Consider the following 22,167-nt stretch of genomic DNA (forward strand, 5'->3'; position numbering starts at 1 on the left):
ACGGCGTGGTCGTGCCTCAGGCAGTGAACTGAACCGCTAGTTCGGAGAGTCGGTCCTCGAGCGACTCCTCGTGCGCCGTGATCGTCACAACGGCGTCGCCGTGCACAACGACGAACTGGCCGTATCGTCCCTCGAGTCGCCAGGCCTCGTCCGGTCCCGCCCAGGTCGCTAATCCGTATCGGTCCATCGGTGACGGGCGCCCTGTTTCGACCCAGGAGGTGTGCATGGCATCCACCCAGCCCGGTGACACGAGGACGTCGCCCTTCCAGCTCCCGCGATCGATGAGTACATCGCCGATGCGCGCCAGTTCGTCGGTGCGAAGTTCAAGGCCGGTGCCGCCGATGATGAAGCCGAGCGGGCAACGATGCCACTGCGGGTTGTCGATCTCCAACGGCTCGAACAGGCGTGGCATCAGCCAGTCGCGAACATCACCCACCCGCTCGGCCAGCATCCGCATCGCCACATACGTGCTCACGTCGGAGTACTGGAACCGACGACCGGCAGAGGGACGGCGAAGCATTTCCGCCGCCAGGTCGGGCCAGGGGATCGGCTCGTGGCCGAACCACAGGAAGTCGATTCCGCTGGTCATTGTGAGCAGCTGTCTGAGGGTGACGTCACCGACTCCCTCCCCGAGGGATAAGTCCCCGAAAACGTCGATGACGCGGAGGTCCAGGTCGAGCAGGCCCTCATCGATGGCCATGCCAGTGGCCAACACGCACACACCCTTGGACACCGAGTACAGGTTTTCGCGATCATCGCTACGCCAACGGTGCGACGCCGTCTCCTCGCCCACTCGGATGTGTACACCGTAAACGCCGAGCCCCTCCGAATCGACCGCCGCCGTGAACTGCGCCAACACCGCTTCAGCAGAGGTCGCCCCCATAAACGTCCATCCACTTCTTCTTCGTTGCACGGAAATCGCGGCCCATTGGTCCGCGAAAAGATCCCGTCGGCCATCGCACTCGATCCGCATGATGCCAGGCACCCTGCGACCATGACCGGAGCACGCCAGGCGAGTCACGGTTTGCGAGCGACCCAGAGGACAAGAGAGCCGTTCAGCGCAGGCTGTCTCGCAGAGCCGCCCGGACCCGGACGGCGATGTGCAGATTGAGCCGTGAGTCCGGATCTGCGAGGTCGCGGCCGCTCACCTCGCGGATGCGGCTGAGCCGGTACCGCAGCGTGCTGCGCCCGATGATCAGCGAATTCGCCGTGCGATCGTAGTTGCCCCCCGAATCCAGGTAGACGGTGAGCGTGTGCACCAGGTCGGAGTGGTGATCCCGATCGTGATCGACCAGGGCGCCGAGCCACTCGTCGAGGTACCGGTCGAGCTCCAACCCGTCGTCCGATGTGTCGAGGATGCGGAGCAGGCCGAGGTCGTCGATGTTGGACAGTCCGTAGGGCCGACGAGACTCGATGCGGATCTGTAGGGCCCTGCTCGCCTCGGCGAAGGAGCGGGGCAGATCGTCGACGGTGCTGCGTCCACCGACACCGACCGTGCCCAGCGTGCTCAAGACGGTGGATGACAGTCTCTCGTAGAGGCTCGAGAAGTCGCGGCTGTCGTTGACCACTGCGAGGACCGTGTCAGATCGCCGTGAGATGAGGGCCGGCACTCGCAGCTCTGCGAGTTCGTGACGCATGGCCTCGCTGATGTCGACACCGTTCGGCGTCGGCAACTCCCAGGAGACGATCACGACCCGTTGAAAGCCGCTCAGATCGAAGTGGAGCGACTCGGCGCGGGCGAGCGCGTCGACAACGTCGCCGCCGGTCACGAGCTCGTCCGCGAGGTCGCGGCCAAGGCGGATCTCCACTTCCGCGACGCGGCGGTGGTGGGCGAGCTCCACGGCGATCATCGCACCGGCGAACTCGACCGCGAATCGATCATCGTCGCTCCGGTCGTCATCCGGATCGTAGATTCCGATCACGCCGAGGGCCTCGCCGCCCGAGCGGATCGGGGTGGACTGCCATCCGGTCTCCGGTAGCGCGGCCGGCGCACTGGAGTCGTCGACCTCGATGAACGCGCGCTCGTTGCCCAAGGAGTCCTGCAGCACGACCGATCGCTTCGTGATCGCGCTCAACGCCGTGACGATCTGAGTTTCGGCATTGCTGGTGCCGGCCGCTGCGACGATCGAATCCCGGATCTGCTGGTGAGCGTTCAGGCGTACGATCGTCGCCGCCATCGAGCGGTTCGAGCCCGCTTGCGCCTCGCCGAGTTGTCGGAGGTCTTTCGCCTGCCGACGTTCTCGGTCGATGAGCTCGGCCGTGGCCAGCGCAGCCCCTGTCGGCTCGGCCAGCGCGTGGAGCAGGAACATCTCCTCGCGCGACGGTTCGGCTTCCGTCTGGAGCGCGAACGCTCCTTTGACCTTGCCGTTTCCCCGGAAGAACAGTGCGTAGCGCCACACGGCGTCGTTCTCCAGTACCCCGTCGATGCCGGCGCGAGCCTCCACCAGCAGATCGAGTCTGCGACTCGTCTTGCCCGAATAGCGGACGAGATGATCGTCTTCGGTGACGTACGCGGCGGGGACGGCGCATCCGGCGATCGCCTTGGCTGTGGCGCATGCTATGCGCAAGGTGCGGCGGATGGTCGGCTTCTCGAACATCTTCGAGCCCACCCTGAAGACGTCGTACAGACCCGGTGTCCGGATCGCCGGCGACCGATCGGTGACGGCGGTCCTGGCGATCAATGACGCCATGGCCCTCGGCGTCATGAAGGCGCTCGACGACCGCGGGATCTCCATCCCCGGCGATGTGAGCGTGGTCGGGTTCGACGACCGGGACGAGTCCGCATACTTCCAGCCCGCCCTGACGACGGTGCGGCTCGACTTCACCGAGGTAGGCCGCCGTGCGGTGGACAGCGTGCTGCGCGCCCTGCGCGGCGAACCGTCGGGCACCATCCCGCTGATTCAGCCCGAACTGAGGGTGCGCGACAGCACTGGGCGGCCGCTGAAGCACTAAGGGGCGACCTCACCCCGCCAGTGCGGCGGCCGGGTGGAGGACGACCTTCGTCCACCCCTCATCGCGGTTGTCGAAGTGCTCGTAGGCTTCGGGCGCCCGGTCGAGGTCGAGCTCGTGGCTGACGATCCACGACGGCTTCGGCTTCCCTCCGGCGATGAGGTCGCGCAGTCGCCTGTTGTACTTCTTCACCGGGGCCTGGCCGCTGCCCAGCTTCTGACCGCGGAACCAGAATTCACCGAAATCGAAGGCCACCTCTCCCTGCTTGGCCAGCTCGTCGGACGCGCCGGGGTCTTGTGGGATGTAGACGCCGACCACTCCGATCTCGCCCGTGAACCGGACCGACTGGACCAGCCTATTCAGCGTGATGTTCGGGTGCTCGTGGCCCTCCACGTCGTGCGCCTGGTATCCCACGCACTCGCAGCCGTTGTCGGCCCCGAGTCCCATCGTCATCTCGTTGACCGCCTCCACCGGGTCGACTTTGGAGTCGTCGATCGCGATCGCCCCGATCTCCTCGATCAGTTTCAGGCGATCGGGGTGGCGGTCGACGACCATCACCTTGCCCGCGCCCTTGATGATGGCGGAATAGGCAGCCATGCAGCCGACCGGCCCCGCGCCATAGATGACCGTCTGATCTCCCGGCTTGACGTTCGCCATCTCGGTGGCGTGATACCCCGTCGGGAAGATATCGGCCAACATTACGTAGTCGGTCTGCTTCTCTTCCGCGTCTTCTCCGAGCCGCAGACAGTTGAAGTCACCCCAGGGGACGCGCAGCAGTTCGGCCTGTCCGCCTGCCCACGGGCCCATGTCGGCGAACCCGTAAGCGGCGCCGGCCCACTCCTTCTTCGGCTGCGCCGTCAAACAGTAGTTGGTGAGGCCTCGTTCGCAGTTCTTGCAATAGCCGCACGCGACGTTGAACGGCAGGACGACGTAGTCGCCCACCTTCACCTTGCCGACGCCATCGCCGACTTCGATGACCTGCCCCATGTTCTCGTGGCCGAACCAGCGGCCGGTCTCGAAGTCTGTCCTCCCCTCGTACATGTGAAGGTCGGAGCCGCAGATGTTGGTCGTTGTTATCTGGACCAGGACGTCCGTCGGTTGCTTGATGCGAGCGTCCGGAACGTCGTTGACGCTGACCGAGCGCGCGCCTTCGTACACGACTGCTTTCATGATCTTTCCTTCCATGGATGATGTTCCACGTATTGCGATGCGCCGGCGATCACGGCCCCTTCAGGAGCAGAGCAGGGCTGCCCAGAAAATCAGAGACTGCCCAGACCATCCTGATCGTCGGAGTCTGGCTCGGGTTTCCCCGATCGCTCTGCGCGGCAGGTACCATCCCCGGTATCGCTGCCGTGCACAGGAGTGCGTTGAGATATGAGCGGGAAGGTGGGACCAGGAGGGTGTCGGAAGGGCACTCGATCGCCTCTACCTCCGCACTCCGAATAGTCCCCCCGAGTCGACGCCGGTACAAGCCCCAGCGGTCTCTGAGTTCGGAGTGCTTACCGGATGTCGGGCGACCGCTGGCGGAAATACGGTTGCGCGACCAGAATCGCCTCATGCAACTGTCCAGCGCGGAAGGGCGCGCGCTTTCCGTTCGGCGTTACAGCGCGGACGGAGCGTTCACCCAATCAGACACGATCTCCACCGACGACATCGGTGACAACTCTTCGAGCGAGGCGGGCGGCTTTGTCTGGATCGGGCTGGCGGGCCACGACCCTGCGCAGCTCGAAGCTCTCGGAACAGGCGTGGGGCTGCATCCTCTGGTCCGCGACGACATCGCCGGCGGGCGCCAGCAACCCAAGGTGCAATGGTTCGACGAGCAGCTGTTCATCGTGCTGCGGGTGCTCGAGTCGGCCGCCGACGGCTCCGAGACGACCATGTCCGAGCTGTACGTGTTCGCCCGGCCGGGCCTCCTCGTCACGGTCGGTTCCCGGCGAGGTTCGGGAAGCTTCGACGTGTCGGCGGCGCTCGATGCCGCCTACCCTGGCGTTCTCGGCTTCGGCACCCTCGGCGGCGTGCACGCAATCGTCGCGAGAGTCGTACGCGGCTACCTCGCCGTCGCCCGTGACATCGAAGAAGACCTCGTGGGGCTGGAAGACCAGGTGTTCGACGAGACGCAGAAAGACGACACCCTCCGCATCTATCAGCTCCGTCGCAGAATCGGCCGCGTCGACCGAGCCGTGACGACACTCGCCGTCGCGTTCGGGAACAGCCGGGACAAGCTCGTCGACTACTCCCGGCTTCACCCCGGTCTTGCCCCGTACGTGCTCGACCTCATCGAGGACCTCGCCGGTGCGGCTCGACTCGCCGACGACCAGCGCTCGGCGCTCGACGGGGTGATCTCGAGTCATGAGAACGCGGTCGCCTCGGAGCAGAACAGCGACTCCAGAACCATCTCCGCCTTCGCCGCCCTCCTTGCCATCCCGGCGGTCGTCGCCGGGATCTACGGGATGAATTTCAAGGATCTCCCGGCCACCAACTGGCCGTACGGGTGGGTGCTCATCGTCGCCCTCATCGTCGCCCTCGAGCTCTGGGCCTACATCGCTCTCAAGAAGAGGCACTGGTTCTAGAGCATCCGGCGTCCTGGAACCGTGGGAGCTACTGTATTCCGTGAGGATGAAACGTTTCCACTCGAGGGGGATCGATGTCGACGATCAAGGATGTCGCCGAGCGCGCCGGAGTCGCACTGGGCACGGCATCGCGCGTTCTGAGCGGAAGCGCCCAGACCTCTCCCGAGTCCCGGGCGGCCGTCCTCGCCGCGGCGGCGGAGCTCAACTATGTCAGGAACGGGACGGCGCGGGCGCTGCGCCGGTCCCGCACAGAAGTGCTCGGGCTGCTGGTGTCGGACATCCGCAACCCCTTCTTCTCCGAGCTCGCCCACGCCGCGGAGAGCGAAGCGATGCGCCGCGGCTACGCGGTGCTGCTGGCGAACGCCAACGAGGACGCGGCCCAGGCTGACGAGTACTTGCGCATCTTCGCCACGCAGCGCATCGACGGGCTGCTGCTCTCTCCGCAGGGGCCGATCTCCCCGCAGCTCGAGTCACTGGTGGCATCGAGGCTGCCCGTGGTTCTGCTCAATCGGAGCCTCGACGGTCTCGACGCTCCTCTCTTCTCCACCGACAATGCGCAGGGAGTCGCCCTGGTTCTCGATTGGCTGCAGGGTCGCGGTCACACGGAGGTCGCGTTCATCGGCGGCCCGACCGCTTTCTCCACGGCCGCGGAGCGCCGGGTGGCCTATCTCGCCGGGCGCGGATCGCACGGCATCAGCATGGATGACCGACTGATCGATGAGGGAGATTTCCTCGCCGACGGTGCCGAGGCCGCGATGCTCCGCGTTCTCGATCGCGGGAAACGGCCGACGGCAGTATTCGGTGTGAACGAACCGACGACTCTGGGGGCGGTGCGCGGTCTGCGACGCCGTCTCGGTGCCGTCGAAGCCGCGCGAGTCGAAGTCATCTCTTTCGATGATGTGGACTGGTTCGAGCTTGCGACACCTCCGATCAGCGCTGTGCGGATCGGAGCGGCGGAGATCGGCCGGCTCGGGGTAGCCGGGCTCATCGACCTCATCGAGGGCCGCCCGGTGAGCTCGCGGCGTGTGGCCACCAGCCTCGTGGACCGCGCGCTCTCCTGAGTCGCGCGCTCGACTTGCAGATCGCGAGCGACTGATGCATCATTGACGTCGACGCCGTGGAATCGTTTCCATGGAAACGTTTCACGAGGAGGTGCACATGGCTCGCGCAGAACGATCGACTGTCTTCGTCTTCGGCAGCATCAATGCCGATACGTGCTACCGGGTTCCGAGCCTGCCGCTTCCGGGGCAGACCGTTCTCGCTTCCAGTGCCGATGCCTCGCCCGGAGGCAAGGGCGCGAACCAGGCCATCGCCTCCTCCTGTGCGGGCGCACCGACCTTCATGATCGGCGCGGTCGGCGACGACGCCGAAGCGGCGGTCATGATCCGGGCCCTGAATGACCGCGGAGTCGGGGTCGACGGCATCGTCGCACGGCGGGATGCGCTGACAGGCCGGGCGCTCGTGCTCGTCGACGACGAAGCCGAGAACTCGATCGTGGTGCTGCCAGGCGCCAATGCCTTGCTCGACGACAGCGTCGCCGTCGCGGAACTCGCGACCATCGGCGCGGGAGACGTACTCGTCTTGCAGAACGAGGTGAGCGCTGCCGCCAACCGCGCCGCTGCCGACATTGCTCGCAGAGCCGGTGCGGTGGTCGTCTGGAACGCCGCACCCGCGCCGGTCGCTCCCCAGGATCTCGTCCATGACATCGACCTGCTCGTCGTCAACGAGAACGAACTCGCTCAGCTTGCGGCACTCCTCGGTGTCGAACAACCTCGAAGCGACGGAGCGGACGACACCGCGCGCCTGCTCTCAAAGACGGTCGATGCGATCCGCCACAACGGAGACAGGGCGGTCGATGCCGTGTGCACGCTCGGCGCCGACGGGGCCGTCTACGTCTCGGCCGAGGGCTCCGGCCGCGTCCGCGCTCCGCGAGTCGACGCGGTCGACACCACGGCCGCCGGTGACACGCTCGTCGGCTATCTCGCCGCGCATCTAAGGCTGCCACTGGGCGAGCGACTCGAACTCGCCGGAGCCGCAGGGGCACTGGCCGTCACCCGCGATGGTGCATCTTCGTCCATCCCCGCCCTGCGCGACGTCGAGCGGATGCTCGCAGCCACCCCTGAAAGGACTTCCGCATGAGAGTAGCCGTTGGAGCCGATCACGCCGGCTTCCCCCTCAAACAGCGCGTCATCGACGCCATCGAGAGGCTCGGCCACACCGCGATCGATTGCGGCACAGACAGCACGGCTCCGGTCGACTTCCCCGACATCACCCAGGCGACCTGCGCCCGCGTGCTCGACGGGAGCGCGGAGCGTGCCGTGCTGGTCTGCGGAACGGGAGCCGGCGCCATCATGGCCGCCAACAAGATCCCCGGCATCCGCTGCGGTCTCGCCAACGAGTCGTACTCAGCGCATCAGGCCGTCGAGCACGATGACGCGAATGTCATCGCTCTCGGGGCCTGGCTCGCGCCGTCCGCATTCATCGACGACATCGTGGCCGAGTTCCTTGCGGCCACGTTCGACGACGATCTGGACACCCGCCGCCGCGTGGCGAAGCTGAACGCTCTCGACCAGCTCGTGCCCGAGACCTTCATCGCTGCAGACCACTAACCCCTGACCCCTGCCCCTCCCCAATCGATCAAAGGAGATCCATCAGTGACGAACACCACCACGATCCGGCAGACATCTGCCTTGGGATCGAAAGACCGGAACAAGACGGCGATCGCAGCCGCCCTGGGCACGAGCGTCGAGAACTATGACTTCATCGCCTACGGCACCGCATCGGCCCTGTACTTCAGTGCGGTCTTCTTCCCCGAGAGCGACCGCTTCGTCGGCACCATGCTCTCGTTCGCGACCCTTGCCGTCGGCTTCCTGATGCGCCCGCTCGGCGGCGCGATCGGCGGCTATCTGGCCGACAAGTTCGGCCGCAAGCCCGTTCTCGTGGGTGCGATGCTCGTGATGGGCGGCGCCACCTTCCTCATCGGCTTGCTCCCCACGTATGCCACCGTCGGCGTGCTCGCCCCGATCCTGCTCGTGATCATCCGAATGATCCAGGGCCTCGCGTTCGGTGCCGAGTGGGGCGGCGCCATCACCATGACGTATGAGCACGCCCCGTGGAACCGGCGCGGTATGTATGCGGCCATCCCGCAGTCGGGCAACCCGCTCGGCATCGCCCTGGCCAGCGCCATGTTCCTCATCTGCGCCAACCTCGAGGGCGACTGGCGCTGGCGCATCCCGTTCCTTCTCAGCGCTGTTCTCGTGATCGTCGCCCTCATCGTGCGCTCCCGTCTGTCGGAATCGCCCGAGTTCGAGGAGGCGAAGGCCGAAGGCAAGATCGAGAAGAACCCGTTCCTCACCACCATCCGGCGAGACTGGAAGAGCGTACTCCGCGTCATCGCGCTGCGCATCGTCGAGTCGTTCGCCTACTACTCCACGGCTACATACTTTCTCAACTACCTCACCGAGCGATTCCCGGACATCCGGCCCACGGCGCTCGGAGCCCTCACCGCCGCGAGCATCGTGGCGATCGTGATGACCTTCCTGGCGGGCTCGCTCACCGACCGGGTCGGGCGTCGCCCGATCTACATCGTCGCCTGCATCGTTGCGATCCTGTTCGCATTCCCGATGTACCTGCTCACCAACGACGGCACGCCTGCGCTCGTCATCGCCGTGTTCATCTTCGGCATCGGTTTCATCCACGCTTCACTCACGGGCACCCAGGGTTCGTTGCTGACCGAGCAGTTCGGTACCTCCACCCGCACCTCGGGCGCCTCTCTCGGCTACCAGATCGCCGCGGCACTGGGCGGCTTCGCGCCTCTGCTCGCCGCCGCTCTCGTGGGCTGGCTCGGGTGGCCCGGTGCATCGCTGCTCTACATGTCGGCCGCAATCATCGGACTGATCGGCATCCTCGTCACCCGCGAGACCTACGGCCGGGCCGAGCGTGCCCGTGTCAACGCCATCGTGGCCGAGGAGCGTTCGCGGATCTCCTGAGGCCCTCAGCTCGAGCGCCATCGCCTTCCCGCTGATCGGCGCTGGCGCTCGAGCACAGCGAGGGTGCCGGCGAGGACGACTCCGATCGCGCCGAAACCGACGGCGACGATCGGCGGCGCGAGAACGCCGAGCGACGTGCCCATCGCGGCCGCCGACACGCCGGTGCCCACAGCGGTCCCGAGGTTGAACAGGGAGGTGGCCATCGCGCTGGCGAGGGTGGGTGCGCGATGCCCGTAGCGCACGGCGAGCGAGACAAGCACGGGGTTGGCGGAGAGCCCGGCGAAGCCGAGGATCGTGAACAGCAGCACGGTCAGCAGGGCCACGGATGAGCCGAGCACCAGCCCGATCGTCACCACCGCGGTGATCGCCGCCGTCACCACCGGCGTGCTGTAGGGGTGGGCATCGCCCGCACGACCCCCGAGGAGCGAGCCGGCGAACGCCCCGATCCCGAAGAGCAGGAGCACGAACGGGATCCAGACGGCGGGAACGCCGGCTCGCTCGATCAGGGGCGCGATGTAGCTGTACGTCGACAGCACACCGCCGGTGACGGTGGCGCAGATGGCGAGCACCAGCCACAGGCGTGGTGACCGGAGTCCGGCGAGCTCGGCGCGGATCGACGGTGCCGCCTGGTCGGGTCGATCGGCGGCAATCGTGCGCGCGACGGTGGCGGCGGCCACCACGGCCAGAGCGGCGAGGGCCCAGAACGGCCCCCGCCAGCCCAGCAGCTGGCCGGCCCACGCGCCCAGGGGTACACCGAGCACGTTGGCGAGCATCCCGCCGCCCAGCACGATTCCCAAGGCCCGGGATGCGGAACCCGGGCCGGCCAAGCGCGTTGCGACGACAGCGGCGACCGCCCAGAACGCACCCGTCGCGAGGGCTGTCACGAAGCGCGCGACGAGCAGTACCTCGAAGCTCGGGGTGATGGCAGCCACGATGTGACCCACGGCGAACACCGCGAGGGCGAGCACGAGCGTCAGCCGTCGGGGGAGGTGGAGGGTGAGCAACGCCATCGCCGGCGCGCCGACGATCATCCCGATCGCGAAGACGGTGATCGCCGTGCCGGCGGTCGCCGCGGACACGTGGAAGTCCGCTCCGAACTCCGGGAGGAGGCCGGCGATGACGAACTCGGTCGTGCCCATCAGAAACGTGCCGGCGGCGAGCACGTAGATGGCGCCGGGAAGTCGCCCACGGCGACGGCCGAGGGTCTGAACGGGGGCGGAGTGGGTCGTGTGCTCAGTCAACGGTGAGCAGCACCTTGATCGCGCGACGTTCGTCCATCGCCCGGTAGCCCTCCGCTGCGTCTGCGAGCGGCAGGGTGAGATCGAAGACCTTCCCGGGGTCGATCTCCCGGTTCCAGATGAGCTGGATGAGGTCGGGGAGGAATCGGCGGACGGGCGCCGGTCCGCCGTGCAGGTGGACACCGGAGAAGAAGAGCTCCTGGCCGGGGAGCTCCACGTCGTGGGAGACGCCGACGTAGCCGACGTGTCCGCCGGGTCTGGTGGATCGGATGGCCTGCATCATCGACTCCTGCGTTCCGACCGCTTCGATCACCGAGTGCGCGCCGAGACCGTCGGTGAGCTCCTTGATCCTGGTCACGCCGTCGTCGCCGCGTTCTTCGACGATGTCGGTGGCGCCGAACTCGCGGGCGAGCGCTTGCCGGTCGGCGTGACGGCTCATCGCGATGATCCGCTCGGCTCCGAGCTGCTTGGCGGCGAGCACGCCGAGAAGTCCGACCGCGCCGTCGCCGACGACCGCCACGGTCTTGCCGGGGCCGACCTCGGCGGCGACGGCGGCGAACCAGCCGGTGCCGAGCACGTCTGAGGCCGCGAGCAGAGAGGGGATGAGGTCGGCATCCGGCTGTCCCGGCGTGGCGACGAGCGTCCCGTCGGCAAGCGGGATGCGCGCGAACTCCGCCTGGGCGCCGGTCGGGGCTCCCGGCTCGCCGTGCACACAACGCGACTGGTATCCGGCCCGGCAGATCTCGCAGGTGTTGTCGGAGGCGAAGAAGGAGCCGACGACGAAGTCACCGACCCGGACGTTCTTCACGTCGTCCCCGATCGCCGTCACCACCCCGGCGTACTCGTGGCCCATCGGGGTGGCGTCCACGTCGTCTGCTCCCCGCCACGGCCACAGGTCGGATCCGCAGATGCAGGTGGCGGCCAGCCGGATGATCGCGTCGGTCGGCTCGACGATGGTCGGGGTCTCGCGTTCCTCGACCCGGACGTCGCCGGGGCCGTACATGACTACTCCACGCATGGTGCTCCTTGTCTTGAATGTCGTCTCACCAGTCAATGCGATCGCCGCACGGTGAGGGAGTCTCTGCCGAGGGGTGTACTCGGAGGGAACCCCACCCCGACGGATGCGGACGTAGCCTGGTCGCATGGACAACCGGTCAGAGGTGCGCGAGTTCCTCACGTCCCGGCGGGCGAAGGTCACCCCCGAAGCGGCCGGCCTGTCGTCCGGCGGCAACCGTCGCGTCGCGGGGCTGCGCCGATCCGAGGTGGCGATGCTCGCCGGCGTCTCCGTCGAGTACTACGCGAAGCTGGAGCGCGGCGCGATTGCCGGGGCTTCCTCGTCGGTGCTCGAGGCGATCTCCCGTGCGCTCCAGCTTGACGACACCGAACGGGCGCACCTGTTCGACCTCGCGCGGGCCGCCGACGGCATCCCGCTCTCCGGACGGCCCCGCCGCCGCGCGACCAAGTCGGCAGCGGCACGACCCAGTCTCGCGTGGGCCCTTAACGCGATCACCGAGGGCATCGCCTTCGTGCGCGACCCCCAGCAGAACCTCCTCGCCACAAATGCGCTCGGAACGGCGTTCTACTCGCCGCTGATCGGCGACGGCGGCCGCACTCCGAACCTCGCACGTTTCCAATTCCTCGACCCGGCGTCGCGCGAGTTCTATCCCGACTGGGACGTCTTCGCCGAGATGTGTGTCGCCATCATGCGTGCCGAGGCCGGTCGCGACCCGCACGACAAGGGATTGCAGGATCTGGTGGGGGAGCTCTCCACTCGAAGCGACGTGTTCCGGCAGCTCTGGGGCGCGCACGATGTGCGTACCCACGGGGCGGGAACGAAACGTTTCGTGCATCCGGTGGTCGGGGAGGTCACCCTCGCCTACGAGGAACTCGCCGTGACCGCCGAGCCCGGCCTGGTGCTCATGGTCTACACCGCCGAGCCCGGATCCCCGTCGGCAGAGCGCCTCCGATTGCTCGCCAGCTGGGCCGCATCCGCCGCGAACGAAACGGCCGGAACCGCGGCGGCCGGCGCAGCGACGTCCGACTAGCCTGCGTCCGCCTCCGCTCCGTTCTCGGTTCGGTCGGCCGCCTCTTGGCGGAGGGCGGCGTTCTCGCCTTCGAGGGCGAGCACCTTGCCGATGCCGGCCAGGTTGACCCCGTCGTCCTGCAGTTCGGAGACCCGCCGCATCCGCTCGATATCGTCGGCGCTGTACCGGCGGGTTCCCCCCTCGGTGCGGGCCGGAGTGAGTAGTCCTTTGCGCTCGTACAGGCGCAGGGTCGCCGCGGGTAGCCCGAGGAGCTCGGCCGCGACGGCCATGCTGTAGACCGGCCGGCTCTCGGGGTTCTCGCTCATAGAAAAATTGTGCGGGTTCCACTTGCAGAGTGTCAAGAATCGTTGTAGAAAATATGCAGCAAGTGATGAAGATAACTTGCAGCGACAGGACAGGGTCCGGATGCGCGCAGCATCCTGATCCGACCCCGTCGCGTACCCACGATCGAAAGGAGAATCTCATTATGTCGATGTCATTTGATCCTTTCAGCCAGCTGGATCGGATCGCTCAGAGCATCTTCGACACCAGCCGGCAGCCGCGGATCATGCCGGTTGATCTGTTCCGGGAGGGACATCAGTACGTGCTGAACGCCGACCTGCCCGGAGTGGATCCGGGCTCCGTCGACGTGGACGTGGACGGTCATCTGCTGACCATTCGTGCCCAGCGTTCCGTGGGCAACCGGGAGAACGGGCGCTGGCTGGCGCAGGAGCGTCCGTTCGGTTCGTACATGCGGCAGTTCTCGATCGGCGACGACGTAGACCCGGAAGGCATCAGTGCGAGCTACGACAACGGAGTGCTCAGCGTCGTGATTCCGATCGCCGAGCGGGCGAAGCCCCGCAAGATCTCGATCGGGTCGGCGAGTGAGACCAGGCAGCAGGCCGTCGCGGCCTGATCCGCCATCGGGCACCTCTCGGATGTGCATGTCGGACCGCGTCAGGCGGGCGACCTGAATGCTTTCCCGAGAGACCGCGGGGTCGCCGGCGAGGCCGACCGGCGACCCCCGCCCACCGTCCTTCAGGATCGATTCGGTACGAGCGGAATTCAGGAACGAGGGGAGAGGAGAAGATGGGAAAGCTGGTTTACGGATCACGCGAGATCGACATCGATGACCGGCTCCTGACGCATCTCCAGGTCGTTGCGATCAACAGGCTGAAGCGTGAGCAGCCGTTCGCGCTCTCCTGGCGCGACGCGCGCGACCAGGGCGGAGGGCGCACCACCGTGTGGGTGCACCCGTCGATCCCCTTGATGTTCCATTTCGACGGTTCGAGGGTGCCGTCGATCAACCGGGAGTGGCTGGCGGAGCTCAATGCGTCAGCCGAAGGTCCGATGGGGATGATCGTCACGGCGGAACCGTCCCCCAACGGCGTGGACGACGAAGAAGACAGGGTCCCGATGGAAGGTGCGAAGCGATAGTGAGAAGAATCCATTACGCGGGCGGGACGCTCGTGACCGGTGACGCGATCGCGGATGTCGTGCTGCGTTACGCGGAAGCCCTTGCGAAACAGTCGGCTGCAGAAGAGATGAGAGTGCCCTGCCTTTCCCCGTCCGGTGTGCGGGACGAAGCGCTCCTGCTCGTCGGTCCGGCCAGCCAGCTCATGGCCACCAAGGAAGACGGGACCGACGACCTCCAGGATGAAGAATTCGTCCAACGATACGAAGCGGCCATCCGCGCGCTCGGGCCGCGCGCAGCCCTCCCGCTGGGGCCGGACTCCGGCTTCATCGAAGGAGACTTGAGCATCCACTTCGACTAGCTCATCGGCTCACGCCCGTTGCTGGCCAGGCTCAGGAGGCGCGGAAGTACTCCGCCGCGCGGTCGTTGAAGAGCGACGCGATCACGGTGATCGAGACGACGATGCTGACGACGGAGGCCAACAGAAAGGATGGCGCCCTGATCGACAGTGCGATCGCCGCCAGGATGGAGGCGGACTGGAAGATCGTCGCGACGATCCGGGCGCCGTTGCTTCCGCGGAACAGGCCGCTCGACACGATCAGGATCACCACCCCCAGGATCATGACGGCGACGGCCATGACGATGACGAGGGCTGCGTTTCCGAACCGCGCGACCAGGTCGGCGTTGCCGAGCTGGAAGAGCAGCAGCACGCCGGTGACCAGGTTGACCGTGCCCGAGAGCCAGGTCAACGCTGCGGCCACCGTCACGCTCCGGGGACGGAGATCCTTTGCCGTGGTCATGCGATCACGATGAAGCCAGCGTGTGCGCCTTGATCGTCTCGAACTCCGCAGGGGTGATGGCGCCGGAATCGAGCAGCGTCTTCGCCTTGGAGATCTCCTCGGCAGGCGAGTTGGTCGACGCCACCGTGCGGATGTAGGAGTCGGTGTCGCTCTGCGCCCTCTGGATGTCCCCCATCTTGCGTCTCGTCATGCTCGGCCCGCGCGCGATCAGGTAGACGAGAGCCGTGATGAACGGGACGAACACCAGGAAGATGATCCACACCGCCTTCAGCCAGCCGTTCAGGGTGTGGTCGCGGAAGATGTCGGCGATGATCGAGAAGAGCACCATCAGGTAGGCGATCCACGCGAAGATCCAGAACGAATAGACGATGAAATCCCAGAAGTTCATGACCGGACCTCTTCCTTAACCTGGCCGCCGTGTGCGGTGACCGCGTAGATGACGAGAACATCGATGGCGACGAGGATCGCCGACCACCAGGGCTGGGCGGGGATCAGGAACAGCTGGCCGATCGCGCTCAGCACGGCCAGGATCACGGCGATGATGCGCGCCCACGTCTGGCCGGCGAACAGACCGCCTGCGGTGAGCACGGCGAGGACGCCGATGATCATGTTCCACCATCCCCAGCCGGAGATGTCGAGGATGAAGAGGGACCCGTTCGCGACCACGTAGTACGGGTCGGGGGCGAACACGGCGACGATGCCCTGGAGCACGCTGAAGAGCCCGGCGATGAGCACCATGAGGGCGGCGAAACGGCCCCATCCGGTGTTCACTGTGCGGTCGACGGTGGTCATGACTGTTTCTCCTTCGGTTCGGTGTCGCTGGTGGGCTGCGTGACGGGTGCGGCGTTCTGCTCGAAGACCGCCGTGATATCGATGGAGTGCGTCACCGGCGCGGTGACCGCCGCCGGGTCGATGTGTGACATGAATCTCTCCGTTCACCCGCAGCTCCGCGGGAGCTGATGCTGCCGAAATTAGCTGCGGGCAGAATCGGCGGCATCATCCTGCTGGAATGAGATCGGCGCCGAACCTGAGGCCCCGGATCGTTCGCAAGCCCGGTAACCGTCAACGGGACGGGGTGGGCGACGGGCTCGCGGTGGGCTTCGGCGCCTTCGCCGCACTCAACGCCTTCTCGAAAGCGTTGACCGTCGCGGCGTCCACCTTGCCCGTCGGTTCGACGCCCAGCTTCGATTGGAACGCCATCACCGCGTCGGTCAAAGCGGGCGTCCACACGCCGTCGACGGGTCCGTCCCAGAACCCGACGAGCTTCAGTGTCTGCTGCACCGCTGCCGTCGTCGCGGCGCTCTGCTGAGCGGCCGCGCCACCGAGCGCCTGGAGCTTCGCCTCGAGCGCTGCGGCCGTGGCCTTGTCGACCGCTCCCGTCACGGGCAGGCCGCTCGCCTTCTGCAGGTCTTCGACCGCAGCGACGGTCTGCGGCCCATAGACGCCGTCCACCGCGCCGCCGTAGTATCCCGCCGCCGCGAGATCCTGCTGGAGCGCGGTCACGTACGAACTCACGCTCGCCTGGGCCTGCTCATCGGTCAGGCATCCCGCCTCGGCGAACAGTCGCAGCCAGGCGAACTCGAGCGCGACGGCTGCGCTGTTGAACTGTTCGGAGGCGTCCGCTAGCGCCGTCTTGTCGGTGATCGTCTCCTGCGCCGCGGCGAACTCGGAGTCGGCCTGCTTGACGCGGTCCACCGTGGCGGCGGGAACCAGCGGGGTGGATGTCGGGGCGGGAGTGGCGGGGGAGGGGGAGGCCGAGCTCGACGGTCCCGCCTTCGCCCGGTCGAGGGCCGCGCGCGCCTCGGCGAGCTCCTTTTCGGCGGTCTCGAGCTCCTGCTGCGCCGTGACCGCTGCTTCAGCGCTGTCGAACGCGTCCGCACGCGGTTTAGCGAGATCCTCGCCGGCATCCGTGACGTCGCCGACCGTGGGCGCGGTGGCGTTCAGCACATCGCCGTACCGGTCGAGCGCGACGATGTAGGTCTTGCTCGACGTGCAGAACTTGTCGGATGCGGCCGCCTGCGCGGTCGTGGCATCCTTGACGGCCTTCTCCTTGGCGGACACTTGCGCCTGCGCACGGTCGACGGGGCTCGCATCCGAGCATCCCGCAAGCACGACGACGGCGGACACAGCCGCGGCCGCCGCCGCCGCCGCTACACGGAGCCTCTGCACCCCTACCCCTTATCCCGGTTTCGCGCGCTACTCGCTGGCGTCTTGGACTTCGTTCTCCAGCTTTTCGTCGTCGACGGCGATCTCCTTCTTCGTCACCTTCGTCGCGTGCGTCAGCAGCTTCTCGACTTCGTCGACCTCGCCGGGGGCCGCGACGATCACGATTCCTGCGCTGCCGGCGTCGAGGGTCTCGCTGATCGTCTTCAGATCTTCCGCGGACGACCTGTTCGAGATGTGGCCCGCGATCGCGCCGATGCCGGCGCCGGCGCCGCCCGCGACCAGGAGGGCGCCGCCCAGGGCGACCGCAGGGAAGAGCGCGACCACGAGTCCGCCCGCAAGGCCGATGGCGAGGCCTTTCCTGCCGCCGTGATGCTTGGCTCCGTCGTCGCGCTTCGGGATGGAGACTTTCCCTTCCTTGTCGCGGACGACCACCGCGGCGTCGAAGGCTGCGTGCTTTCCCTCATCCTTGAAGTGCGCATGTATCCGGTCGAAATCGGCCACCGCGTCGTCTTCGCTCGCATACTGCGCAGCAATCGCTACGTAGGGCTCATCAGCCATGTCACAGCTCCTGTCCTCATCCGCCGACCGCTCGGCCGACCACGATCCTTCGCCGCATGGGGATGCGGCACCCACGCACAGCTTCGAGCCATCACCTCCTGGCGGACATCACCCGGACGGGATGATCCGGCGGGTCTTACGAGGGGTCCGCCACGGGCGGCCTATCCTCCCGGACGTGTGCGGACTAGCATGTGGTCCCATCGGAAGGCCGCCTTCCGGGACGGGAGTCGGCCGTGACCGCATCCACGCCTGAGGTGTCCCGCGCGACCGCCCGTCGCCTCATCGCGCCGCTGGCTCTGGCGCAGTTCATCTGCAGCTTCGCCGGCTCCAACATGAACGTGATGATCAACGACATGTCGCGCGATCTGGATACGACGGTCCAGGGCATCCAGATCAGCATCACCCTCTTCTTGCTGACGATGGCGGCGCTCATGATCCCCGCCGGCAAGCTCACCGACAAGCTCGGTCGCAAACGCTGCTTCGTGCTCGGCCTCGCCATCTACGGTGTCGGTGCGCTGGTCAGCGCCGCGGCGCCCGGACTGTGGGCGCTCATCATCGGCAACAGCCTGTTGGAGGGTGTCGGCACGGCCCTGCTGATTCCGCCGGTCTACATCCTCACCACGATCTACCTGTCGGACATCGCGACGCGAGCGTGGGCGTTCGGCATCATCAGCGGCCTCGGCGGCATCGGCGCTGCGGCTGGTCCGCTCATCGGCGGCCTGATCACCACCGCCATCAGCTGGCGTGCCGCCTTCCTCTTCCAGGCGCTCATCATCGTGATCATCCTGCTGCTCAGCCGACGCCTCACCGACCCGATCCCGCCGCAGCCCGACCGCCCGTTCGACACGGTGGGTGCCGTGCTCTCGGCATTGGGGCTCTTCGTGCTCGTGCTCGGCATTCTCGCCGCCGACAACAGCGTTCCGCTGATGGTCACACTGGTCATCGCCGGGGTCGTGATCCTCGTGCTCTTCTTCTGGTGGATTCGGCGGCGGGAGCGCACCGGCAAGGAGGCGCTGCTCTCGACGTCGCTCTTCCACAACCGGATGTCGAACATCGCGCTCGTGACCCAGAACCTGCAGTGGGTGCTGCTGATGGGCACGTCCTTCACCGTGTCCGCCTACCTGCAGGTCGTCCGCGGCCACAACGCGATCCAGACCGGTGTGATCTTCACCGCGGCGACCGTGGGGCTGCTGCTCACCTCGCTGTTGGCCGGACGCCTGGCGAAGCGGTTCTCCCAGCGCAGCCTGATCATCACCGGGTTCGTCCTTTGCGTTCCCGGGGTCGCGCTGCTGATCTGGCTGGTCGCGGGAGGCTCCAACTCGTGGTCCTTCGTTCCCGGACTCTTCCTGATCGGCGCGGGGCTCGGCCTCATGCTCACCCCGTCGGTCAACGTCGTGCAGTCGGCCTTCCCCGAGAAGGAGCAGGGTGAGATCTCGGGCCTCTCGCGCAGCGTCTCCAACCTCGGCTCCACCCTCGGCACGGCGATCGCCGGGACGATCCTCGTCGCCAACATCGACGCGGGCGGCACAGCATACGGTATCGCGATGGCGGTCCTGGGGATCCTCGGGGTCGTCGGCCTCATCGCCGCACTGCTCCTGCCGAGGACCAAGGTCCCGGCTCCCCGGTAGGTTCATGGCGTACACGCATTTCTCCGGCTGACCCCCGTCTCCTCCTAGAAAGGCACTACGCATGCGCATCCACCCTCGTCTCTGGATGGGTTTCGTGATCTGGATCGGCTACGTCTTCGTGGTGTTCCTGGTCACGAAACTGATGGGAGTCCCATACACCAGGATCGGCGCCACGGCGGAGGAGACCTGGAAGGGCGCGGTGGTCGACCTCGCCGTCGCGGCCGTGCTGCTCGTGATCACGACCTCGGCGCTGGGGTGGTGGCGGCCGGCGCTCTTCGAGCGGAAGCGCTCGCACCACAAATGGCCGATCTTCGTGCCGATCGTCATGGCCGTGCTGGCATTGGTGAACATCTTCAGCACCGATTGGTCCGAGTTCGATGCGTCGTTCATCTTCGCGCTCGTCTCGCTCGGCATCCTGGTCGGGTTCAACGAGGAGATCATGGCGCGCGGTCTGGTGCTCACCGCGTTCCGGTCGCGGCTGCACGAAGGCTGGGCGTGGTTTCTCTCGAGCGTCCTCTTCGGCCTGATGCACCTCGTCAACGCCGCCCTCGGGTCGCCGCTGAGCAGCACCCTGCCCCAGGTGGTCCTCGCGTTCGCATCCGGAACCGCGTTCTACATCGTGCGCCGGGTGACCGGGTCGCTGATCTGGGCGATGCTGCTGCACGGACTGTGGGACGTCTCGGTGTTCTCGGTCGGTCACGCCCCTCTCGGCGTGCCGTACGCCAGCTTCCTGGCACCTGTGGTCGGTGTGCTTGCACTCATCGTCGTGTTCTGGGTGATCAAGGGCACCGACGAGAAGACCGCGGATGCCCCTGCCGTCGAAGCAACGCCGGTCGCCGAGGAGCGCACGCTGTAATCCCGCCGGGCGACGTGACCGGGCGACGTGACCTATAGACGCGAGGTGCTGTTTTACGGAATCGTCAGGTGAGACGGGACTCTTCCCGAAAGGAGATCGCATGAAGCAGAACGATCCGACTCCGAGCGTCGCAGCGGCCAATGAGGCGCTGATGAGCACTCTCCCGTTCGCCGACACGGCCGACTTCGACGCGGTGGAGCGTGGCTTCCTCGGCACCCTGGACGACCCGGCGATCCGCAACGAGGCGGGCGACGTCGTCTGGGATGCGTCCACGTACGACTTCGTCGACGGGGATGCGCCGGCGTCTGTGAACCCGAGCCTGTGGCGTCAGTCGAAGCTGGTCGCCAAGCACGGCCTCTTCGAGGTCGTCGAGGGCATCTATCAGGCCCGTGGTCTTGACCTCTCGGTGATGTCGTTCATCGAAGGCGACTCCGGGGTGATCGTGGTCGACCCGCTCATCTCGAAGGAGACGGCCGCGGCAGCGCTCGCGCTCTACCGCACGCATCGGGGCGATCGTCCGATCGTCGCCGTGATCTTCTCGCACAGTCACATCGATCACTTCGGCGGTGTGCTCGGCATCGTCGGCCAGGACGAGGTCGACGCGGGCACGGTGCAGATCGTCGCGCCGGAGGGCTTCCTCGAGCACGCGATTTCCGAGAACGTCTACGCCGGAACCGCGATGTCCCGTCGCTCGGGCTACATGTACGGGGCGGCGCTCGCCCGCGGGCCGCAGGGCCAGGTCGGCGCGGGCCTCGGCCAGACGACGTCGACCGGCCAGCCGGGGATCATGGTCCCGACGCTCGAGATCACCACCACCGGAGAGAGCCACACCTTCGACGGGGTGGAGTTCGAGTTCCAGATGGCGCCGGGAACCGAGGCGCCGTCGGAGATGCACTTCCACATCCCGAGCTATCGTGCATTGTGCATGGCGGAGAACGCCACGCACAACCTGCACAACCTGTTGACGCTGCGGGGGGCGGTCGTGCGCGACCCGCACGTCTGGTCGCAGTACCTCACCGAGGCGATCGAGCGCTACGGCGCCGACACCGACGTGATCTTCGCCTCCCACCACTGGCCGACCTGGGGGAACGACGACGTCAGGAGCTTCCTCGGTGTGCAGCGCGACCTCTACGGCTATCTGCATGACCAGACCCTCCGGATGCTCAACCAGGGTCTCAACGGCGCGGAGATCGCCGAGGTCATCGAGCTGCCGCCGGCGCTGGAGGCGAACTGGAGCACGCACGGCTACTACGGCTCTGTCTCGCACAACGTCAAGGCGATCTACCAGCGGTACATGGGCTGGTTCGACGGCAACCCCGCGCGCCTCTGGCCGCACCCGCCGAAGCCGCTCGCCGAACGGTACGTCGCCGCGATCGGTGGTGTCGACCGCGTGGTCGAACTGGCGCAGCAGGCGTACGACGAGGGCGACTACCGGTGGGCGGCTACCCTGCTCGACCATGCGGTCTTCGCGGATGCGGAGAACGCGGCCGCGAAGTCGCTGTACGCCGACACCCTCGAGCAGCTGGGCTACGGGTCGGAGAACGGCACCTGGCGCAACTTCTTCCTCTCCGGAGCGACGGAACTGCGCGAGGGGAACTTCGGTACGCCGATCTCCACCAACGCACCGGCGATCATGGGCGAGCTGTCGCCGGAGCAGATCTTCGATGCCATCGCCATCACGGTCGACGGGCCGAAGGCGTGGGACCTCGACCTGTCGCTCGACGTGACGCTCAGCGATCTCGGCCGCAGCTTCCACCTGACCCTGCGCAATGGCGTGTTCATCTACGTCGAGCGCGAACCGAAGGGGGATGCGCAGCTGCACCTGACCCTGACCAAACCGCGCTTCCTCGCCCTCGCGGGCGGTGACACGACGTCCGACGGCCTCACGGTCGACGGGGATGCCGGCGTGCTCGCGCAGCTCACGAGCGTGCTCGACCCGGGAGACCCCGGGTTCAACATCGTCGTCCCCTGATCG

25 protein-coding genes are annotated in these 22,167 nt (G+C 66.9%); 13 read left to right on the forward strand and 12 right to left on the reverse strand.

Translation table 11 applies throughout. From position 1 onward, the window contains the following. Nucleotides 1-16: 16 nt before the first annotated feature. Both PKE84_RS08670 and PKE84_RS08675 read right to left on the reverse strand, forming a co-directional pair. Nucleotides 17-985 (reverse strand): serine hydrolase domain-containing protein, encoded by a 969-nt coding sequence (locus PKE84_RS08670; protein WP_309297483.1) that lies wholly within the window; start codon nucleotides 983-985, stop codon nucleotides 17-19. Between the two features lie 70 nt (nucleotides 986-1,055). Beyond that, the gene (locus PKE84_RS08675; RefSeq protein ID WP_271176828.1) at nucleotides 1,056-2,597 is read right to left on the reverse strand and encodes a PucR family transcriptional regulator; all 1,542 of its coding nucleotides are present in this window, start codon (nucleotides 2,595-2,597) and stop codon (nucleotides 1,056-1,058) included. Here PKE84_RS08675 and PKE84_RS08680 point away from each other — a divergent pair. Then, nucleotides 2,578-2,952: a substrate-binding domain-containing protein gene (locus PKE84_RS08680; RefSeq protein WP_271176829.1), complete on the forward strand. Its 375-nt coding sequence runs from the start codon at nucleotides 2,578-2,580 to the stop codon at nucleotides 2,950-2,952. The two genes, PKE84_RS08675 and PKE84_RS08680, sit on opposite strands and share 20 nt — an antisense overlap. A gap of 9 nt (nucleotides 2,953-2,961) precedes the next feature. Here the strand turns inward: PKE84_RS08680 and PKE84_RS08685 are convergent, their stop codons facing one another. Further along, on the reverse strand, nucleotides 2,962-4,134 hold the full coding sequence (locus PKE84_RS08685; RefSeq protein ID WP_271176830.1) for a glutathione-independent formaldehyde dehydrogenase: 1,173 nt from the start codon (nucleotides 4,132-4,134) through the stop codon (nucleotides 2,962-2,964). Between the two features lie 371 nt (nucleotides 4,135-4,505). On the opposite strand from PKE84_RS08685, the gene PKE84_RS08690 reads away from it, so the two are divergent. The 5 genes from PKE84_RS08690 (at nucleotide 4,506) to PKE84_RS08710 (ending at nucleotide 9,508) form a co-directional block, all read left to right on the forward strand. Further along, the gene (locus PKE84_RS08690) at nucleotides 4,506-5,519 is read left to right on the forward strand and encodes a CorA family divalent cation transporter (RefSeq protein WP_271176831.1); all 1,014 of its coding nucleotides are present in this window, start codon (nucleotides 4,506-4,508) and stop codon (nucleotides 5,517-5,519) included. A 74-nt stretch (nucleotides 5,520-5,593) separates the two neighbouring features. Next, nucleotides 5,594-6,580, forward strand: a complete 987-nt coding sequence (locus PKE84_RS08695) for a LacI family DNA-binding transcriptional regulator (RefSeq protein WP_271176832.1) — start codon at nucleotides 5,594-5,596, stop codon at nucleotides 6,578-6,580. A gap of 97 nt (nucleotides 6,581-6,677) precedes the next feature. Further along, nucleotides 6,678-7,658 (forward strand): ribokinase, encoded by a 981-nt coding sequence (locus PKE84_RS08700; protein WP_271176833.1) that lies wholly within the window; start codon nucleotides 6,678-6,680, stop codon nucleotides 7,656-7,658. Beyond that, nucleotides 7,655-8,128, forward strand: coding sequence for an RpiB/LacA/LacB family sugar-phosphate isomerase (locus PKE84_RS08705; protein ID WP_271176834.1), 474 nt, complete (start codon nucleotides 7,655-7,657; stop codon nucleotides 8,126-8,128). Before PKE84_RS08700 ends, PKE84_RS08705 begins: the two co-directional genes overlap by 4 nt. A gap of 45 nt (nucleotides 8,129-8,173) precedes the next feature. Continuing rightward, on the forward strand, nucleotides 8,174-9,508 hold the full coding sequence (locus PKE84_RS08710; protein WP_271176835.1) for an MFS transporter: 1,335 nt from the start codon (nucleotides 8,174-8,176) through the stop codon (nucleotides 9,506-9,508). Between the two features lie 5 nt (nucleotides 9,509-9,513). Here PKE84_RS08710 and PKE84_RS08715 read toward each other — a convergent pair whose 3' ends face one another. Together PKE84_RS08715 and PKE84_RS08720 are read right to left on the reverse strand one after the other, a co-directional pair. Next, complete coding sequence (locus tag PKE84_RS08715) at nucleotides 9,514-10,749, reverse strand: MFS transporter (protein ID WP_271176836.1); 1,236 nt, start codon at nucleotides 10,747-10,749, stop codon at nucleotides 9,514-9,516. Then, nucleotides 10,742-11,764 carry a zinc-dependent alcohol dehydrogenase family protein gene (locus tag PKE84_RS08720; protein WP_271176837.1) on the reverse strand — a complete coding sequence of 341 codons (1,023 nt, stop codon included), beginning with the start codon at nucleotides 11,762-11,764 and terminating at the stop codon, nucleotides 10,742-10,744. The genes PKE84_RS08715 and PKE84_RS08720 overlap by 8 nt, the downstream gene beginning before the upstream one ends. Before the next feature lie 124 nt (nucleotides 11,765-11,888). On the opposite strand from PKE84_RS08720, the gene PKE84_RS08725 reads away from it, so the two are divergent. Further along, nucleotides 11,889-12,791: a helix-turn-helix transcriptional regulator gene (locus PKE84_RS08725; RefSeq protein WP_271176838.1), complete on the forward strand. Its 903-nt coding sequence runs from the start codon at nucleotides 11,889-11,891 to the stop codon at nucleotides 12,789-12,791. Here PKE84_RS08725 and PKE84_RS08730 read toward each other — a convergent pair. Continuing rightward, nucleotides 12,788-13,096 carry a MerR family transcriptional regulator gene (locus PKE84_RS08730; RefSeq protein ID WP_271176839.1) on the reverse strand — a complete coding sequence of 103 codons (309 nt, stop codon included), beginning with the start codon at nucleotides 13,094-13,096 and terminating at the stop codon, nucleotides 12,788-12,790. The genes PKE84_RS08725 and PKE84_RS08730 overlap by 4 nt on opposite strands. A gap of 161 nt (nucleotides 13,097-13,257) precedes the next feature. Between PKE84_RS08730 and PKE84_RS08735 the strand changes: the two genes are divergently transcribed. The 3 genes from PKE84_RS08735 (at nucleotide 13,258) to PKE84_RS08745 (ending at nucleotide 14,545) form a co-directional block, all read left to right on the forward strand. Further along, nucleotides 13,258-13,686 (forward strand): Hsp20/alpha crystallin family protein, encoded by a 429-nt coding sequence (locus PKE84_RS08735; protein WP_373877128.1) that lies wholly within the window; start codon nucleotides 13,258-13,260, stop codon nucleotides 13,684-13,686. A 173-nt stretch (nucleotides 13,687-13,859) separates the two neighbouring features. Then, nucleotides 13,860-14,207, forward strand: a complete 348-nt coding sequence (locus PKE84_RS08740) for a DUF7882 family protein (RefSeq protein ID WP_271176841.1) — start codon at nucleotides 13,860-13,862, stop codon at nucleotides 14,205-14,207. After that, a complete protein-coding gene (locus PKE84_RS08745) occupies nucleotides 14,207-14,545 on the forward strand; it encodes a hypothetical protein (RefSeq protein WP_271176842.1) in 339 nt (112 codons plus the stop codon). Before PKE84_RS08740 ends, PKE84_RS08745 begins: the two co-directional genes overlap by 1 nt. 31 nt (nucleotides 14,546-14,576) lie before the next feature. Here the strand turns inward: PKE84_RS08745 and PKE84_RS08750 are convergent, their stop codons facing one another. The 6 genes from PKE84_RS08750 to PKE84_RS08775 form a co-directional block, all read right to left on the reverse strand. Beyond that, on the reverse strand, nucleotides 14,577-14,984 hold the full coding sequence (locus PKE84_RS08750; RefSeq protein ID WP_271176843.1) for a DUF7144 family membrane protein: 408 nt from the start codon (nucleotides 14,982-14,984) through the stop codon (nucleotides 14,577-14,579). A 4-nt stretch (nucleotides 14,985-14,988) separates the two neighbouring features. Further along, nucleotides 14,989-15,372: an SHOCT domain-containing protein gene (locus tag PKE84_RS08755; RefSeq protein WP_271176844.1), complete on the reverse strand. Its 384-nt coding sequence runs from the start codon at nucleotides 15,370-15,372 to the stop codon at nucleotides 14,989-14,991. Then, nucleotides 15,369-15,776, reverse strand: coding sequence for a DUF7144 family membrane protein (locus PKE84_RS08760; RefSeq protein WP_271176845.1), 408 nt, complete (start codon nucleotides 15,774-15,776; stop codon nucleotides 15,369-15,371). The genes PKE84_RS08755 and PKE84_RS08760 overlap by 4 nt, the downstream gene beginning before the upstream one ends. Beyond that, nucleotides 15,773-15,907, reverse strand: a complete 135-nt coding sequence (locus tag PKE84_RS08765) for a hypothetical protein (protein WP_271176846.1) — start codon at nucleotides 15,905-15,907, stop codon at nucleotides 15,773-15,775. Before PKE84_RS08765 ends, PKE84_RS08760 begins: the two co-directional genes overlap by 4 nt. A 139-nt stretch (nucleotides 15,908-16,046) precedes the next feature. After that, nucleotides 16,047-17,153, reverse strand: coding sequence for a peptidoglycan-binding domain-containing protein (locus PKE84_RS08770; RefSeq protein ID WP_271176847.1), 1,107 nt, complete (start codon nucleotides 17,151-17,153; stop codon nucleotides 16,047-16,049). Nucleotides 17,154-17,180: 27 nt separating this feature from the next. Further along, entirely contained in the window at nucleotides 17,181-17,708 is a 528-nt protein-coding gene (locus PKE84_RS08775; protein WP_271176848.1) for a DUF1269 domain-containing protein, read from the reverse strand. 233 nt (nucleotides 17,709-17,941) lie between these two features. Between PKE84_RS08775 and PKE84_RS08780 the strand changes: the two genes are divergently transcribed. The 3 genes from PKE84_RS08780 to PKE84_RS08790 all read left to right on the forward strand — a co-directional run bounded on the left by PKE84_RS08780 (nucleotide 17,942) and on the right by PKE84_RS08790 (nucleotide 22,164). Further along, nucleotides 17,942-19,336, forward strand: a complete 1,395-nt coding sequence (locus PKE84_RS08780; protein ID WP_271176849.1) for an MFS transporter — start codon at nucleotides 17,942-17,944, stop codon at nucleotides 19,334-19,336. Nucleotides 19,337-19,397: 61 nt separating this feature from the next. Continuing rightward, on the forward strand, nucleotides 19,398-20,192 hold the full coding sequence (locus tag PKE84_RS08785) for a CPBP family intramembrane glutamic endopeptidase (RefSeq protein ID WP_271176850.1): 795 nt from the start codon (nucleotides 19,398-19,400) through the stop codon (nucleotides 20,190-20,192). Between the two features lie 100 nt (nucleotides 20,193-20,292). Beyond that, the gene (locus tag PKE84_RS08790) at nucleotides 20,293-22,164 is read left to right on the forward strand and encodes an alkyl/aryl-sulfatase (protein WP_271176851.1); all 1,872 of its coding nucleotides are present in this window, start codon (nucleotides 20,293-20,295) and stop codon (nucleotides 22,162-22,164) included. The last annotated feature ends 3 nt before the right edge of the window (nucleotides 22,165-22,167 follow it).

Source organism: Leifsonia poae (assembly GCF_027921845.1).
Taxonomy (GTDB): domain Bacteria; phylum Actinomycetota; class Actinomycetes; order Actinomycetales; family Microbacteriaceae; genus Leifsonia; species Leifsonia poae.

What these genes read in the sequence shown, in the direction of transcription:
- PKE84_RS08680 (WP_271176829.1), top strand. Translation starts at nt 2,578, where the DNA reads ATGGTCGGCTTCTCGAACATCTTCGAGCCCACCCTGAAGACGTCGTAC.
- PKE84_RS08675 (WP_271176828.1), bottom strand. Translation starts at nt 2,597, where the DNA reads ATGTTCGAGAAGCCGACCATCCGCCGCACCTTGCGCATAGCATGCGCC.
- PKE84_RS08685 (WP_271176830.1), bottom strand. Translation starts at nt 4,134, where the DNA reads ATGGAAGGAAAGATCATGAAAGCAGTCGTGTACGAAGGCGCGCGCTCG.
- PKE84_RS08690 (WP_271176831.1), top strand. Translation starts at nt 4,506, where the DNA reads ATGCAACTGTCCAGCGCGGAAGGGCGCGCGCTTTCCGTTCGGCGTTAC.
- PKE84_RS08695 (WP_271176832.1), top strand. Translation starts at nt 5,594, where the DNA reads ATGTCGACGATCAAGGATGTCGCCGAGCGCGCCGGAGTCGCACTGGGC.
- PKE84_RS08700 (WP_271176833.1), top strand. Translation starts at nt 6,678, where the DNA reads ATGGCTCGCGCAGAACGATCGACTGTCTTCGTCTTCGGCAGCATCAAT.
- PKE84_RS08705 (WP_271176834.1), top strand. Translation starts at nt 7,655, where the DNA reads ATGAGAGTAGCCGTTGGAGCCGATCACGCCGGCTTCCCCCTCAAACAG.
- PKE84_RS08720 (WP_271176837.1), bottom strand. Translation starts at nt 11,764, where the DNA reads ATGCGTGGAGTAGTCATGTACGGCCCCGGCGACGTCCGGGTCGAGGAA.
- PKE84_RS08725 (WP_271176838.1), top strand. Translation starts at nt 11,889, where the DNA reads ATGGACAACCGGTCAGAGGTGCGCGAGTTCCTCACGTCCCGGCGGGCG.
- PKE84_RS08730 (WP_271176839.1), bottom strand. Translation starts at nt 13,096, where the DNA reads ATGAGCGAGAACCCCGAGAGCCGGCCGGTCTACAGCATGGCCGTCGCG.
- PKE84_RS08735 (WP_373877128.1), top strand. Translation starts at nt 13,258, where the DNA reads ATGTCGATGTCATTTGATCCTTTCAGCCAGCTGGATCGGATCGCTCAG.
- PKE84_RS08740 (WP_271176841.1), top strand. Translation starts at nt 13,860, where the DNA reads ATGGGAAAGCTGGTTTACGGATCACGCGAGATCGACATCGATGACCGG.
- PKE84_RS08750 (WP_271176843.1), bottom strand. Translation starts at nt 14,984, where the DNA reads ATGACCACGGCAAAGGATCTCCGTCCCCGGAGCGTGACGGTGGCCGCA.
- PKE84_RS08755 (WP_271176844.1), bottom strand. Translation starts at nt 15,372, where the DNA reads ATGAACTTCTGGGATTTCATCGTCTATTCGTTCTGGATCTTCGCGTGG.
- PKE84_RS08760 (WP_271176845.1), bottom strand. Translation starts at nt 15,776, where the DNA reads ATGACCACCGTCGACCGCACAGTGAACACCGGATGGGGCCGTTTCGCC.
- PKE84_RS08765 (WP_271176846.1), bottom strand. Translation starts at nt 15,907, where the DNA reads ATGTCACACATCGACCCGGCGGCGGTCACCGCGCCGGTGACGCACTCC.
- PKE84_RS08775 (WP_271176848.1), bottom strand. Translation starts at nt 17,708, where the DNA reads ATGGCTGATGAGCCCTACGTAGCGATTGCTGCGCAGTATGCGAGCGAA.
- PKE84_RS08785 (WP_271176850.1), top strand. Translation starts at nt 19,398, where the DNA reads ATGCGCATCCACCCTCGTCTCTGGATGGGTTTCGTGATCTGGATCGGC.
- PKE84_RS08790 (WP_271176851.1), top strand. Translation starts at nt 20,293, where the DNA reads ATGAAGCAGAACGATCCGACTCCGAGCGTCGCAGCGGCCAATGAGGCG.